At 58.4% G+C, this 15,768-nt stretch carries 12 protein-coding genes; 6 read left to right on the top strand and 6 right to left on the bottom strand.

The window, feature by feature from the left end:
* The first annotated feature begins 30 nt into the window (after positions 1 to 30).
* Positions 31 to 942, top strand: coding sequence for an NAD(P)-dependent oxidoreductase (locus N7U68_RS15855; RefSeq protein WP_263047439.1), 912 nt, complete (start codon positions 31 to 33; stop codon positions 940 to 942).
* Between the two features lie 117 nt (positions 943 to 1,059).
* Here the strand turns inward: N7U68_RS15855 and N7U68_RS15850 are convergent, their stop codons facing one another.
* The 3 genes from N7U68_RS15850 to N7U68_RS15840 all read right to left on the bottom strand — a co-directional run bounded on the left by N7U68_RS15850 (position 1,060) and on the right by N7U68_RS15840 (position 6,986).
* On the bottom strand, positions 1,060 to 3,465 hold the full coding sequence (locus N7U68_RS15850) for a GcvT family protein (protein ID WP_263047438.1): 2,406 nt from the start codon (positions 3,463 to 3,465) through the stop codon (positions 1,060 to 1,062).
* A complete protein-coding gene (locus N7U68_RS15845) occupies positions 3,462 to 5,849 on the bottom strand; it encodes a GcvT family protein (protein ID WP_263047437.1) in 2,388 nt (795 codons plus the stop codon). Before N7U68_RS15845 ends, N7U68_RS15850 begins: the two co-directional genes overlap by 4 nt.
* 99 nt (positions 5,850 to 5,948) lie before the next feature.
* The gene (locus N7U68_RS15840) at positions 5,949 to 6,986 is read right to left on the bottom strand and encodes a GlxA family transcriptional regulator (RefSeq protein ID WP_263047436.1); all 1,038 of its coding nucleotides are present in this window, start codon (positions 6,984 to 6,986) and stop codon (positions 5,949 to 5,951) included.
* Between the two features lie 130 nt (positions 6,987 to 7,116).
* Here N7U68_RS15840 and N7U68_RS15835 point away from each other — a divergent pair, with 130 nt between their 5' ends.
* From N7U68_RS15835 to N7U68_RS15825, 3 genes are all read left to right on the top strand, one after another.
* Positions 7,117 to 8,082 carry a LysR family transcriptional regulator gene (locus N7U68_RS15835; protein WP_165194007.1) on the top strand — a complete coding sequence of 322 codons (966 nt, stop codon included), beginning with the start codon at positions 7,117 to 7,119 and terminating at the stop codon, positions 8,080 to 8,082.
* A 100-nt stretch (positions 8,083 to 8,182) separates the two neighbouring features.
* Positions 8,183 to 9,718 (top strand): trimethylamine methyltransferase family protein, encoded by a 1,536-nt coding sequence (locus N7U68_RS15830; protein ID WP_263047435.1) that lies wholly within the window; start codon positions 8,183 to 8,185, stop codon positions 9,716 to 9,718.
* The gene (locus N7U68_RS15825; RefSeq protein ID WP_165194011.1) at positions 9,715 to 11,034 is read left to right on the top strand and encodes an aspartate aminotransferase family protein; all 1,320 of its coding nucleotides are present in this window, start codon (positions 9,715 to 9,717) and stop codon (positions 11,032 to 11,034) included. The genes N7U68_RS15830 and N7U68_RS15825 overlap by 4 nt, the downstream gene beginning before the upstream one ends.
* Before the next feature lie 92 nt (positions 11,035 to 11,126).
* On the opposite strand, the gene N7U68_RS15820 is transcribed toward N7U68_RS15825, so the two are convergent.
* Together N7U68_RS15820 and N7U68_RS15815 are read right to left on the bottom strand one after the other, a co-directional pair.
* Positions 11,127 to 11,924, bottom strand: coding sequence for an SDR family NAD(P)-dependent oxidoreductase (locus N7U68_RS15820; protein ID WP_263047434.1), 798 nt, complete (start codon positions 11,922 to 11,924; stop codon positions 11,127 to 11,129).
* Positions 11,925 to 11,926: 2 nt separating this feature from the next.
* Entirely contained in the window at positions 11,927 to 12,091 is a 165-nt protein-coding gene (locus N7U68_RS15815) for a hypothetical protein (RefSeq protein WP_263047433.1), read from the bottom strand.
* A gap of 100 nt (positions 12,092 to 12,191) precedes the next feature.
* On the opposite strand from N7U68_RS15815, the gene N7U68_RS15810 reads away from it, so the two are divergent.
* Positions 12,192 to 13,904 carry a bifunctional sulfate adenylyltransferase/adenylylsulfate kinase gene (locus N7U68_RS15810; RefSeq protein ID WP_263047432.1) on the top strand — a complete coding sequence of 571 codons (1,713 nt, stop codon included), beginning with the start codon at positions 12,192 to 12,194 and terminating at the stop codon, positions 13,902 to 13,904.
* Positions 13,905 to 13,940: 36 nt separating this feature from the next.
* Entirely contained in the window at positions 13,941 to 14,741 is an 801-nt protein-coding gene (cysQ, locus tag N7U68_RS15805; RefSeq protein ID WP_165194019.1) for a 3'(2'),5'-bisphosphate nucleotidase CysQ, read from the top strand.
* 59 nt (positions 14,742 to 14,800) lie between these two features.
* On the opposite strand, the gene N7U68_RS15800 is transcribed toward cysQ, so the two are convergent.
* Entirely contained in the window at positions 14,801 to 15,559 is a 759-nt protein-coding gene (locus N7U68_RS15800) for a sulfotransferase-like domain-containing protein (protein ID WP_263047431.1), read from the bottom strand.
* Positions 15,560 to 15,768: the final 209 nt, after the last annotated feature.

Below are 15,768 nucleotides of genomic sequence, written 5' to 3'. Positions count from 1 at the left end.
TAAATGCGGATCCTCACAGGAGTTTTGTGAATGAAAATCGGATTTATCGGACTGGGAACCATGGGCGGTGCAGCCGCGCTGAATCTGATAAAAGGCGGGCATGACCTGACGGTATGCGACCTCGACAAAAGTCGCGGCGCAGAACATTTGGCCATGGGCGCGACATGGGCGAACACTGCAGCAGATGCCACCAAGGGATGTGACATCATCTTTACGATGGTATTTGGCCCCAAAGAGATCGAAAGCGTTGTGCGCGGTGAAAACGGTATTCTCCAAGAAATTCGCAAGGATCAGATTTGGGTCGATATGACCACCAATTCGCCAGAAGGCGGCAAGGCTTTGGCCGACGCGGTCGCTGCGAAGGGCGCATTTGCAATTGACGCACCCGTGACGGGCGCGGTCGATGGCGCACGCGCCGGAAAGATGACCCAATTCGCTGGCGGAGATGAAGCTGCGGTAGAGCGGGCGCGTCCGGTGATGGAATTGATGGGGCCGGTTTATTACATGGGTGGCAACGGCACAGGAGCAATCACCAAACTATGCTCAAATCAGTTGTGGGCCATCCATGCCACTGCCATGGGCGAAGCCTTGGTTATGGGTGTCAAATCGGGCGTTGATCTATCTAACTTGTGGCCCGCACTCAGCCTCGGCGCCTCTGACAGCTGGTGCCTGCATCATGATGCTCCTTCGGTTTTTGCCGGGCATTATGATCCATCATTCACGCTTGATCTGTGCAAGAAAGACTTGGGCCTTATCGTTAGTGCCTGCGATGCAGCAGGCACCGAGTCCAGCCTTACACGTCTCGTTCAACAGCGGTTCGAAAAGGCGCGGCTTGCCTATGGCGGGGAAAAGGGAGAATTGCACGTGGTAAAGCTGGAAGAAGATGCCGCAGGCGTGTCACTTCAGATGGACGGCGATTGGGTGCCCCACTGGGAGAAGTGACGCTTGCCACGCCCAAAAATTGTCCGGCATGGATCAACGCGGATTTAGCCCCCGACGCGGCGCTTACGACACGCACGATAGGGCGAAATCTGCGTCCGCTTCCAATGCACCGCCACCTCACTCTTTCATCCGTGTATTGCTCGGGTCAAAGGGCGGGGTGTCTAGAATGGTGGCAGCTCGGGACGTGCCCAATAGGCTAATCGTCAGGTTGTCGCGCGCGTGGCGGTCCCGCAAATAGGCCAGCGCCAGAGTTTTGCCCGTGCGATAACCGTAGGCCGCCGATGTCACCACGCCAACCACCCGGTCATCTTGTAGCACGGCGTGGGCATAAAACGGGTCAACATCACCGCTCTCGATCTCAAGCAGCACCATGTCCCAACGATCGTCCGAGGCCATTCTGTCAGCCAGCGCCGCTTTGCCGATGAAATCGTGATCCATCTTGATCAGTGGACCCACCCCGGTTTCTGCCGGGCTGCGCTCGGTCGTGAATTCCGTGCCCCACCCACGATAGCCTTTCTCCAGCCGCATGGCATTGATGGCATAGGCCCCAAACAGGCCCAGCCCATAGGCTTTGCCCGCCTGCTCCAAGGCAAGAAACAACGCGCGCATCTGATCTGCCGCGACATGCAACTCCCAGCCCAACTCTCCGACATAGGACACGCGCATCGCACGCACGGAAATACCCGACACAGTGATCTGGCTGACGCTCAACCATTTGCCTAGCCCGTCTTGGGTCAAATCCTCCAGCAAGGCGCGGGCATTGGGCCCCATCAAGCCCAGCACACCATAGCTCTCTGTGACCCGAGTGATCGTCACGTCGAACCCATCGGCCCGCGCGCGCAGAATATCGTAATCGCGTTCCTCGGCGGCGGCGGCGCTGGTCAGATAAAATTGCGTTTCGCCAATCGCGGCCACCGTGAATTCGGATTCTGTACCGCCTGCGGGGCTCAACACATGGGTCAGACCAATGCGCCCCGGTTTTGGTGCGCGGTTGGCTCCGATACTGTCCAGAAAGGCGCGTGCATCCGGCCCCGTCACCTCGAACTTGGAAAAGACCGACATATCGGCCAACCCTACGGCGCTCGTGACGCATTCACATTCTTGTGCCACCGGCTGAAACCAGTTGGTCCGGCGAAAGCTGGGGATCGCCTCGTCGCCGCGCTTGTTTGAGAACCAGTTGGGCCGTTCCCAACCATACGCGACCCCCATCACCGCACCGCGTTCAAGTAGCAGGTCATGAATGGGTGACAGGCGTTTGTCGCGCGCGGCGGGGCGTTCTTCGTACGGATAATGCACACCGAATTGCAAACCGAAACATTCGATGGCCTTCTTAACCCGGTAATCGCGATCAACCCAGCTACCAAAGCGGCGACTGTCCACCGCGAGCGCATCCATCGGCGGCGCGCCGTAGGTCATCCAATGGGCCAGAAACCAGCCCGCGCCACCGCCCTCCATCACGCCCATAGAAGAGCCGGTCAGCAACCACGCATTCGCCAGCCCATGCGCCGGGCCGATCAGCGGATTGGCGTCAGGGGTAAACGTGATCGGGCCATTGACGACTGATTTGACGCCACCAGTCGCCAACGCCGGAATGCGCGTCATTGCCGCCAAGATTATATCTTCCACACGATCCAGATCGGGCGGCATCAGGTCGGCACCAAAATCCGGCGGGCAGCCGTCAATCGACCACGCCTCGGCGTTTTTCTCATACGGCCCAAGGATCAGCCCATCTCGCTCCTGACGGACATACCAGCTTTCTTCGGGGTCGCGGATCATCGGCAGTTCGGGCTGGCCTTGCGCAATCCGGTCTGACACAGCTTGCACCGTATCCGTCACCAGATATTGATGCAGCATCGGCACTGACGGAATATTAAGCCCCATCATGTGACCGATTTCCCAGCCCCACGTACCTGCTGCATTGACGATATGCCGGGCGTGAATGGTGGTCTTTTCGGTTTCAACGACCCAAATGCCGTCCTCACGCCGGATCGACGTCACAGGGTTATACCGCAGAATCGTCGCACCGTTCTTGCGGGCAACCTGCGCCATTGCGTTGGTCGCCAGGCTTGGGTCCACGTGGCCGTCATCCGGTTCGAAAATACCCCCCAAGAGGCCGTCAGTACGGGCCAGCGGATGCAGGCGCTCAACATCATCCGGCGTCAGCATCTGCAGGTCATATCCAGTGAAACGGCTCAGCCCGGCCACATGGGCGAATTCATCCATCCGATCGGGATTGCTGGTGATCCGCATCGCGCCCGACGGATGAAAACCACAGGTTCCGCCGGTTTCCTCGGGCAGAATATCGCGGTAGAGCCGCACAGAGGTCGCGCGCAACTCCTGAATAGTGGGGTTATGCGCGAAATGCGTGCATAACCCAGCCGCATGCCATGTAGATCCATGTGTCAGATCGTTCTTTTCGGTCAGCACCACATCCGACCATCCGGCCTTGACCAGATGGTACATAAGCGACACGCCCATCGCGCCGCCGCCTATGATCAATACCTGTGCGTTGGTCGCGCTCATCCGCGCATCCTTTCCCCTGTCGGATCAAAGGGCGGGCGCATCAGCAGATTGGCCGGATGGCGCTGCCCCGCAATTTCGATTTCAAAATGCCGTGTCTGGCTCTCGGTCAGCTTCTCGCCGGGTGCGATGTCAATCATCGCCAGCGCCAGCGTCCGTCCGGTACGCGCCCCCCGCGCGCCACTTGTTGTCAGACCAACGATACGGCCCTTTTCCCAAACCGGCTCGTCATGCAAAACAAGAGGATGCGTTGGCAGATCGAACATCACTTGGCGGCGCATCAACCCATGCGCTTTCTGCGCCAGCAGTGCCTCTTTGCCGATAAAGGACTTGGTCCAGTCAATCGTGAATCCCAGCCCGGCCTCAAGCGGTGTAATATCCGTGCTCAGATCATGGCCCCAATGTTTAAAGCCCTTTTCGATGCGGCACCCATCCAGCGCATAAAATCCTAACGGGCGTGCCCCATTGCGATAAAGCGCGTCAAAAACCGGGCCGCCCTGATCCGCGCTGATATACAGCTCCCAACCCAGTTCACCGACAAAACTGACACGCAACGCCGTCATTGCGACGCCGGCCACGGTCACGTCCTTCCGGGTGGAAAACGGGAAATTGTGCCAATCGTCATCCGACAGCGCAGCCAGAGCTGCCCGCGCTCCCGCGCCCATGACGCCGATCACAACTTCGTCCTCGGTGCGATCTGTCACGCTGACATTCAACCCGGCACTGTGACGGCGAAGCCAAGCAAGGTCCTTTTGCCGAAGTGCCGCTGCCGAAGTCATGCGAAATCGGGCCTCGGTGATCCGGGCGATGGTGACATCCGCCTCGATCCCACCCTTGGCATTCAGCAGCGGCGTATAGACAGCACAACCGTTTTCCATATCCACGTTGGCGCAAGCGAGCGATTGCAACAGCGACAGCGCATCGGGCCCCTCGATCTCGTATTTGCCAAAGGGCGACAGATCGACCAGCGCCGCGCCGTCGCTCATCTGGGCTGCCTCACGCCGGATGATCGGATACCAAGACTGATCGCCCACCGAATAGGGTAAACCCATTTCAGCCTCGTCTTGAGCGTACCACAGCCCCCGTTCCCACCCCGCAGTCAGGCCAAACTGGGCACCAGCGACACGCCAATGATCATGCAGCGCCGATTTGCGCAGCCCCCTGCCCGCCTTAGGCTGCTTAAACGGCCAATGCAGGCTAAAGGAATCGGCAACCGCCTCTTTCATGCGACTCTCGATATGGGACGCGGCAGCCGTCAATGGATCAACCCGTGCCACATCCACCTCCCACAGGTCGACCGGGGCTGTGTCATTCACCATCCAGTCAGACAGAACATGGCCAATCCCCGCAGACGACATGACCCCGACAGAGTTCATCCCCGCAGCCACAAACAACCCATCCACATTTGGCGTCTGTCCGATATAGGGACGGGTGTCGTTGGTAAAACTCTCTGGCCCGTTCATAAAATGCTGAATACCGGTGTCGACCAGCGCCGGGATCAAATCCAGCGCACCTTCCATGAAAGGCAGGAACTGATCCCAATCTTCGGGCATTTCCAAAAAGGGGCGATCACCTTCGGGACCAAAGGCATCCCACACTTTCGCATCCGGTTCGAACCCGCCAATCACCAGTTTCCCCGCGTCGCCCTTCACATAAAAACCTCGGTCCAGATCCCTCAACACAGGATAGGGCGCAGGCAGATCAGACATGGGTTCGGTAACGACATACATATGCTCGACCGCCTGAAGGGGCAGCGCGACACCGGCAGCATCAGCCAGCTTTTTGGACCACGCACCGGCACATAGCGCCACGCTGTCGGCCAGCATCTCGGTGCCGTCCTCCAGTGTTACCCCCTTGGCAGTGCCGTTTTCGATCAACAGGCTCGCAACCCGTACCTCTTCACGGATCACGGCGCCTTTCGCGCGCGCCGCCTTGGCATAAGCCATACACAGGTCAACCGGATTGACATTGGCATCTTGCTCGACCCGCAGCGCACCTACCAACCCGTCGGCGTTCATAGACGGCAACCCGATGTCATCAGGCGCAATTATGCTGGCGCCCAGCCCAAAGTGACGGCCCAGTGCAGCGATCCGGTGCAGTTCGTCCATCCGCGCATCCTCGCGCGCCAGCCAATACCCTCCGGTCTGGCGATAGCCGGTCGACAGCCCGGTTTCCTCTTCCAGCTTCGGAAAAAGCTCGCCCGCATACATGGCAAGCTTTGTCATATTCGCAGAGGCGCGCAGCGGGCCAACAATGCCCGCCGCATGCCAACTGGTGCCGCTGGTCAATTGGTTGCGTTCCAACAGCGTGACATGTGCCCGCCCGGCCAGATGATAGGCCAGTGACAGACCAATCGCGCCGCCGCCGATAATGATGATATTTTTCATACGTCCATGCACTCCATCAGGGCATTTGCTGTGGGCGAGTTGGCAGGCACAAGCTGTATCCAAAGCCGTAAGAAACTCTGCTGCTGTTCAGTAGGGCGGCTAATGGTCATCATGCCCTACCGGGGTGCCAAGGCACGTTTTGCGCAACCGATACGGGCTGCGACCATAGCGTTGTGAAAACGATTTCGAGAAATGCGAAGTCGACTCGAACCCGTTGGCCAAAGCGATTTCAATGACAGGCATTGCAGTCTGTTCGATCTGTGCCTTGGCCCGATCAAGGCGGCGATTCTTGTAATAGCGCCCCGGCGGCAGGCCGTAGTATTTACTAAATTCACGTTCCAATTGGCGCACGCTGTAGCCCGCCGCACGGGCAAGATCCGAAATCGGGACCGGGCTCTCAAGGTTCTCCTCGATCAGACCAATCGCAGCGGCCAGCCCTTTGTGTTTTGCACGGATACGCTGATTGATATGGCGACGCTGCGGGGCGTCTTCATACCTGATTTCCCCCTTGATCATCCTGTCGGACACCTCGCCAGCCAGAAACCAGCCATGCTGCTTGGCGATCAAATGCAAGAGCAGGTCATAGGTCCCCAAAAAGCCGGCCGAAGTGATATAACGGCCCGAGCGGTGAAACAGTTTACGGTTGGCCGGTACAGCGTAATCCTGAGCGGGGTGGCTAAAATTCCAGTGCGCGCTGACATCAGTCTCTTCCAACACCCGAAGCCGCACCAACAGGTCCACCACGCTGGAAAGCGCGATAATGTGGCGAGAAAACTGCTGATATGTCCGCAGTAATCGCCGCAGCGTTTCCATCGTATCCCCGGCGATGGCGCAGCCTGGTATGATAATGTAATCCGCGCGCGTCTTTAGCATTCCGATGTCTTCGGCGCTCACGCCGAGGCCCGTCGAAGACGTCATGCACCCGCCGACCGGGGACACAACATGCGTCTCAAAGATGGCGCGGCCCGCGCATTCATTCGCGGTGGCAAAAATATCCAGACAGGCGGATAGCTCGGTCAGGTGAAATCCCGGCAACAGCGCGATCAGCACGGTTTGCGCGGCTGTCTCGGACGTTTCACATCGGGATGGCTGGATCTGGTTGCCGTGATCCGGCCTGTGTCGGACTTGCATGTTCATCTGACGCTCACCTTCTGCTGCGGCCCGCAGTTGGGCTGTTCGTGAAAATCATCCGGAGGATTGACTGACAGAAGGATTCGATCAAGAAATCAGAGATGTAATTAGAAACACTTATTAGATGCAGCGCAAAATGAAGAGAAAGCAGTCAGAAAAGGACGTTAACCTGATCCGCGCATTCGAGGTTTTCATGGCCGTGTCCGATTCACGGCACGTTACCGCTGCGGCTGCCAGCCTCGGGATGACGCAATCGGCGGTGTCGCAACAACTGAAAAAGCTGGAATGGGCACTGCACGCGCCCCTGTTCAACCGGACCCAACGACCCATTGAACTGACCCATTCCGGTGACGTATTGCGGCGTAGGGCGTTACGCATTCTTAACGAAGTCGAGGAATTGCGCGCTGAATTGCGTCATATCCAGTCCAGCTCGATCCCGATCCTGAGGATTGCATTACTGGCTTCGGTCGCCACCACGCTAACCCCCGGATTGCTGGATGTTGTGCGCAAGGATATGAAAATTCCTGAACTCAGCCTTTCCGCAGGTATATCAACCGATCACCAGATTGCCTTGAACGCCCGGAACGTTGATATCGCAATCACCTCTGACCCGCAGTTTGACGTGACAGATTATGACTGCATCCCCATCATTGAAGAACCTTTTTACCTAGTTTTACCAAAGAGTTACGATGGGCCCGCCGATGATATCGTCGAAGTTTCCAAGCGGCTTTCATTGGTTCGGTTCGGCTCCGATGCGCCGGTCGGGCGCCGTACAGATCAACATCTTCAGAGGTGCCGTCTGGATCTACCGCGCCTGATGGAAGCAGACCGCGCGTCAATGGTCGTGGCGGGTGTGGCGACGGGGAAATGCTTTGCCATCCTCACTCCGACCCTACTGATCGACGCTGTGGCCGAGGGCATGAACTTGCGGATTGAGCCATTGCCATTTGCAGGGTTTAAACGGTCGGTCGTTGCAATTTCACGCACAGGTCAATTGGACGATATCCCCGCCAGCATCGCAAAAGAGAGCGGACATCTCCTGCGGCAAAGCTTTGAACGTTTGATGCCGGACGTGGCCGACGACATAATATATTTCGTCTAATTCACATTATTAATATTTGTAATGGCAGCGAGTTTCGCTGTGCCTGCGGGCTATTCCTTGCGATGTCTTGACCTGAACAAGACCATAAGGGAGGGCCGACATGGCTCAGATTACGTCCCGACGATCAGGCGGCAGACGCGAGAGGATGGCAGCCCGAACAGCCCGCCAGAGCATTGCAGCCCCGTATACCATGCGCCAGATCGGGCCGGTCAGCCTGATCAACGAAGAATCCGTAGCGATCATCGAGCGAAATGCAGATCGCATTCTGGACAAGATCGGCATGGATTTTCGCGGCGACCCTGAAACGCTGGAACTCTTTCGCAAACATGGCGCGCGCGTCGATGGCGAGCGGGTTCGGTTCGACCCCGGCTGGTGCCGCGACAAGATCAAGACCGCGCCCCCTGTCTTTACCCAAAACGCTCGCAACCGGGCACGGTCGATCCAAATCGGTGGCGATGCGCAGGTTTTTGCCCCAAGCTTTGGAAGCCCGTTCGTGCATGACATGGAAAATGGCCGCCGTTATGCAACACTCGAGGATTTCAAAAACATCACCAAGCTGCATCACCAACTTGGCGCCGTAAACCATTCCGGCGGCGTCGTGGTCGAGCCGGTAGATATCCCAGTGCCTTTGCGTCACCTGCATATGGCCCACACGCACCTGACCATGAATGACAAACCTTTCATGGGGGCGGTGACCGCTCCCGAACGTGCCCGCGACACCATCGAAATGTGCAAGATCGCGATGGGGGAGGATTTTGTCAAAAACAACTGCGTGCTTTATTCGGTGGTCAACACCAACGCTCCGCTGGTGATGGACGAGACCATGCTTTGGGCGCTCAAGGAATACGCCAGAGCCGGGCAATGTACGGTCGTATCGCCCTTCGTTCTGGGCGGTGCAATGTCGCCTGTGTCGATTGCCGCCACGCTTGCGCAAGTGCTGGCAGAGGTCATGGCGTCAGTTGCATTGATCCAACTGATCCGACCCGGCGCACCGGCCGTTTTCGGCACTTTCTTCTCGCCTATCAGTCTCAAGTCTGGTGCGCCCACCTTTGGCACGCCCGAAGGCACACAGTTCCAGATGTGTGCCAAGACATTGGCAGACAGGCTCGGGTTGCCCTTCCACTCGGTCGGCAGCCTGACCTCCTCCAAGATCCCCGATGCGCAGGCAGGTTACGAAAGTCAGGCGCAGCTGATGGGGGCGACGATGGCGGGGGTAAATTTTATCATCCACGCCACCGGCTGCCTCGAAGGACTGCTGACCACAGGCTATGAAAAGATCGTCATGGACGCCGACCGCTGCGCCGCCATGCAGCGTTTCACTCAGGGTATCGACTTTAGCGAAGCCGCGCAGGCGATGGATGCCTTCTTTGAGATCGGGCCGGGCGGTCATTTTCTGGGGGCACAACACACCCACGACAACTTTGAGACCGCGTTTTGGATGGGCAACATGTCCCATGATGGCACGTTTGAGCAATGGACAGCCGAAGGCGGGCTCTGGCAGCACCAACGCGCAACAGACCGCGTGAAACAACTACTGGATGGCTATGAACCGCCGGAAATGGATCTCGCCATCCGCGAAGCGCTGGATGAATTCATAATCCGGAGGAGCCGTGAAATCGAAGGAGAAAAAACATGACCATCACCACCGACTGGACTTTGGAAAAAACCGCCCAGCGGCGCGACAACTACTATGCCGCAAGCCAGAAAAAATTCGTCCCCTTTAAGGACCCGATGGTCTTTCGCAAAGGCTCGATGCAATATCTGTGGGACGTCGATGACCGAAAATACATCGACTTGCTAGGTATGAATGTCTGTATCTCTGTGGGCCACAGCCACCCAAAAGTCGTGGCCGCCGCGATGGAACAGGCGCAGCAACTCACCCATTGCACCACCATGTTCTATCACCCGGTGCCCGCACATTTCGCCGAGGAACTGGCCGCGACCATGCCCAACCCCAATGGCGATATCGAATGGGTGGTGCATTTCACTAATTCCGGCTCCGAGGCGGTGGACCTCGCCATGACCATTGCGCGCGGCTACACCGGCAACCTTGACCTGCTGGCCCTGCGATCCGCCTATCATGGACCCACAGCAGCAGCCCAGTCCATCACCGGGATCTCTGGGTGGCGTCATCCCGGCATGCCCGGCAACGTGGCCTTCGTCGCCGACCCAAACCAATATCGCGGCATCTTTGGCCAGAACGCCGGCGCACAGCCCTATCTGGACGAGATCGAGCGCACCATCCACACCGCCACCACCGGGCAGGTGGCCGGCATCTTTATCGAAAGCGTGCAGGGGTACGGCGGCATCATCGAGATGCCCAAAGGCTACATGACCGGCGCGGCTGAACGGGTGCGCGCCAAGGGCGGGCTGCTGATCGCTGACGAGGTGCAGGCGGGCTTTGGCCGAACCGGCGACAACATGTGGGGCTTCGAGGCGGATGGCGTCATCCCCGATATCGTGGTGATGGCAAAGGGCATCGGCAACGGCTTTCCTCTTGCCGCTGTGGTCACCCGCAAAGAGATTGCCGCGCCGATGGCCGACAAATTCATGTTCCATACTTATGGCGCGAACCCCACCGCCTGCGCCGCTGGCCGGGCTGTGCTTCAGGTCATCAAGGAAGACAAGGTTCAGGAGAATGCCCGCGTCGTTGGCAAGGCTCTGCTAGAGCGCCTGCACGCTCTAAAGAAAAAACATACCGCCATCGGCGATGTGCGTGGGCGCGGTCTGATGCTGGCGATCGAGATGGTGAAGGATCATAAAACCAAAGAGCCCGACCCACAGACCACGTCAGCCGTTTTCGAGCAAAGCCGCCAGAGCGGACTGATCCTGTCGAAATCCGGGGCCTATCAATCCTGCCTGCGGATGGTGCCGCCGATGTGCCTGTCACTTGAGGACGTGGATCAGGTAGCCGACGGGCTGGATCGGGCCTTTAGCAACATTAACAACTGAACCACCGGGGCTTGATCCCTTGGGTTAGGGCGGCGGGATAACGCGCCGTCCTAACCGCTCGAACGACAGATGTTCGACGCCACAAAAGCATCCTACCAAAGCGCGCCACCCGTCACCTGTAAGTTCTCCATCGTCAGGCCACGCGCCGCATCGCTGCACAGATAGGTCACAAGGTCTGCGATTTCCTCGGTCTGGATAATACGTTTCTGAGGGTTTTCTGCAGCAATGTCGGCCATCGCCTGATCGACTGTACGCGTGTTGCCTTCGCGATTTACGATCTCTTGGACATCACGCCGCATCAGATCGGTCTCGACCCATGTCGGGCTGACCATGACGCAGGTGACACCATGGGCTGCCCCCTCCAGGGCGACGCAGCGGGTCAATCCCAACAGCCCGGCCTTAGAGGCGCAATAGGCCGGGTTGTCCGCCCAGCCGACGCTGGCTGCAGTCGAGCCGATATTGACGATCCGGCCAAACCCATTGTCGATCATCGCCGGCAAGACTGCACGCATCATACGAAAGGCACCGGTCAGATTGGTGTCGAGTATGGCATTCCAAAGCGCGTCGTCATGGCCGCAAACCGGGTGTTCGCTCGTCATGCCCGCCGCGTTGACAAGCATGTCGATCGGACCAATAGCCGTCCGCGCGCCTGTCACAAAGGCATCCACGCTCGCCTGATCGGTCACATCCAGCGATGCGGCGTGCACCTTCTGTCCTGCCTCACGGATCAGTTTCAGTTCATCCGCATACCGCGCATCGTCCCTTCCGGCAACGGATCGAGACCCCACCGACACATCCGCGCCCGCCTTGGTCAGGGCTGTGGCAATTGCCAGCCCCATGCCCGACAACCCGCCGGTAACAATAGCCGATTTTCCAGATAGATCAGACATGTTCACACCATCAAATAATCGTTGTTCATAATCATCTTCATGCCGATCACACAGGATGTTTCATCCAGTGCACGGTAGTGTGGCATGCGAATTCCGTCACCTACCGCAGCCGCGTCCGTGGGATGTAATCTGCGATTGCCATGCTTTTCATGGCGTAAAAACTTCATCAATAGTGCCCTTTAGCACCATGACCCGGCCATACTTGTTCCCTATGCCCATGGACAATATCGGGCGATCTACGCCCCGGACAATCATGGAGACCATCACATGCGGCGCCACAACCTCACCCCGATTCCGGAACTTTATGTCAGCTATGACAGTGCCCAGAAGCTGAAGCTGGAAGCGGCCGATCTGGTCAGTCATGACCTGACGCCGCGGCAGATTTGTGATCTGGAACTGTTGATGAATGGTGGGTTCAATCCGCTCAAGGGTTTTTTGCCGGAAGACGATTACAACGGCGTCGTTGACAACATGCGGCTTGCCGATGGCACGCTCTGGCCGATGCCGATCACGCTGGATGTCAGCGCCGATTTTGCCGAAGCGCTGGAACTGGGTCAGGATATCGCGCTGCGCGACCAAGAGGGCGTGATCCTCGGCACCATGACCGTGACCGACCGCTGGACGCCGGACAAATCACGCGAGGCCGAAAAGGTGTTCGGTGCCGATGACAGCGCCCACCCGGCGGTGAACTATCTGCACAACACGGCCGGTGCGGTTTACCTCGGCGGGCCGGTCACCGGAATCCAGCAGCCGGTGCATTACGATTTCCGCGCGCGGCGCGATACACCCAACGAGTTGCGCGCCTATTTCCGCAAGGTCGGCTGGCGCAAGGTCGTGGCGTTCCAGACCCGCAACCCGCTGCACCGCGCGCATCAGGAACTGACGTTCCGTGCCGCCAAGGAGGCGCAGGCCAACCTGCTGATCCACCCGGTCGTGGGCATGACCAAACCCGGCGATGTCGATCACTTTACCCGCGTGCGCTGTTACGAGGCCGTATTGGACAAATACCCCGGATCGACCACGTCGATGAGCCTGCTCAATCTGGCGATGCGCATGGGCGGCCCGCGCGAGGCGGTCTGGCACGGGCTGATCCGCGCCAACCATGGCTGCACCCATTTCATCGTTGGCCGCGACCATGCCGGTCCCGGCAAGAATTCCAAGGGCGAGGATTTCTACGGGCCGTATGATGCGCAGGAGTTGTTTCGTGCGCACCAAGAGGAGATCGGCGTCGAGATGGTCGATTTCAAACACATGGTCTATGTGCAGGAACGCGCCCAATACGAGCCGATGGACGAGATCGCTGACAAGGATGACGTGACGATCCTGAACATCTCGGGCACCGAGCTGCGCCGCCGCCTGTCCGAAGGGCTGGAAATCCCTGAATGGTTCTCTTTTCCCGAGGTTGTAACCGAGCTGCGCAAAACCCGCCCGCCCCGCGCGAGCCAGGGGTTCACCGTATTCTTCACCGGTCTGTCGGGGTCAGGAAAATCGACCATCGCCAACGCGCTGATGGTCAAGCTGATGGAGATGGGCGGGCGTCCCGTCACGCTGCTGGATGGCGATATCGTGCGCAAAAACCTCTCAAGCGAGTTGGGCTTCAGCAAGGAACACCGCGATCTGAACATCCGCCGTATCGGGTATGTCGCAAGCGAGATCACCAAGAACGGCGGCATCGCCATCTGCGCGCCCATCGCCCCCTATGCCACCACGCGCCGCGCCGTGCGCGAGGACGTGGAGGCCTTTGGTGCCTTCGTGGAGGTCCATGTCGCCACCACGCTGGAGGAATGCGAACGCCGCGATCGCAAGGGCCTGTACAAGCTGGCACGCGAAGGCAAGATCAAAGAGTTTACCGGCATCTCAGACCCATACGACACGCCGCAAAACCCGGAACTCAGCGTCGAGACCGAAAATGTCGAAGTCGACAACTGCGCCCATCAGGTCATCCTGAAGCTGGAACAAATGGGCCTCATTAAAGGATGACAAAGGCACCCGGTGCAGATGTGAAAGGAATAACAGATGACGAATCCAGCAGACATCAAGGTGCAGGTGATGCGGCGGCTGGCCATTTTGGCCGGCCACGAGATCATGCAGATCTACGAGCGAGACGATTTTGACATCTGCACCAAATCTGACGACAGCCCGGTCACGCTCGCTGATCAATTGGCGGATCGGCTGATCCATGATGGGCTGCGCACGGCATTTCCCGACACTGCCATCGTAACCGAAGAACAAGCCGCAACCCATGCGGAAACGGCCCGCAGTTTTTTCATCGTCGATCCCCTCGACGGCACCAAGGAATTTATTCACCGACGCGGCGAATTCACCGTCAATATCGCGTGGGTTGAGGCGGGCGAGCCTGTGCTGGGAGTGGTTTACGCCCCGGCACGCGCCCGGCTTTTCTACACTGACGAAAACGGCACTACGGTAGAGGAATTGGGCGCACTCTCGGCGGATCAGGTGGGGGAGACAAGGCCGCTCAGCGTGTCAAAACCCGATCCTGACGCGCTGATTGTGGTGGCTTCTAAATCACACCGGGACGCGGCTACCGATGCCTATATCGCCCAGTATCACGTGGCCGATATGCGCAGCGCCGGTTCATCGCTGAAGTTCTGCCTCGTGGCCTGTGCAGAGGCCGACCTCTATCCGCGACTGGGCCGCACGATGGAGTGGGACACCGCAGCAGGACAGGCTGTGCTCAAAGGTGCGGGTGGGCAAGTCCTGCGCGCCGATACTCTGACCCCGCTCACCTATGGCAAGCTCGGTTTTGAGAACCCGCATTTCATTGCTTGCGCGCCGGGTTTCGACCTCAAGACATGAAACGAAACCGGCGGCTCGCAGATGGGGAGCCGCCGATGACCAATCACGTGCGCGGTTTCTCAGGGCTTTAGCGCATGCGCCCCGAGCGCCTTGTAATATGGCATGTGATGATCGAGATAGACGCGCATATTCGGGTGCGCGCTGCACATGGTTTCAAAAGCGACCTTTTGCTCGGCGACTTCTTCGGGGGTGATCGGGCGGATACCTTTCGAGGCGCTCACATCTCCGTGCCAGCCTGCAACCTGTTTCCAGTCTGCTGGCTTTTCGTCCTGCCATTCGAAGGCATGATCAGCAGCCGGCAGGCCAATCTGCTTCCACAACGCGCCGATTGCCTTGCTGGTATCAGCGCGGATATCCTCTGCGCGGATCACCACCGGCACCTCATCTGATAGCGCACATAGCCCGTCATAATGGCGTGATTGCGCCTCTAGTCCGATCTCGTCGCAAGTTACTTCCGCGTCGAGTTTGAAATAGGATGGGATCGACGCGATCGGATCGCGGATCAAAAAACAATTGGTCAAGCGGTCGCAAAACGCTTTGTCCTCCAGCACATGCGGCATGACGTAATAGCTCATGTCCTTGAAAAACACCGGGCCGCTTTGCGCCTTTTCCAAGATCATATCCCGGACATCTTCGTAGGTGATAGGATGGTTCTTCTCCGCCTCGAAATGCGGCATCCTCCGAACCTTGCGGTTGATGTAATAGTCATACATGAACGGCTCGTGAAAGCAGGTCAGGTCCGCCCTTTCGCGCATCACACGTTCTGTCGCCGTCGACATGGATCGTGGGTGCGACCATAGCGCAATAATCGGGTACATAAGGGGCCTCCATTGCCGGGAATCGCGCGATGAGATCGCATTGGGTCTAGATTGTACGACCCACGAGGCCCCGTCATGATGCCTTTAGACACTGCCCCCTCCTCTCGCACGACATAGTGCCTAAAGGCATCTATCCGCCCTGTGGGCCGCTTTTCATAATGCATGCGTACTAGAAGCTGAACGCCCGCACCGGGTGCGCTTTTGCTTGG

This window comes from Roseovarius pelagicus (genome assembly GCF_025639885.1).
GTDB classification, from domain to species: Bacteria; Pseudomonadota; Alphaproteobacteria; order Rhodobacterales; family Rhodobacteraceae; genus Roseovarius; species Roseovarius pelagicus.
The sequence above is the reverse complement of the archived record's forward strand: the minus strand, read 5'-3'. Positions and strand labels throughout refer to the sequence as shown.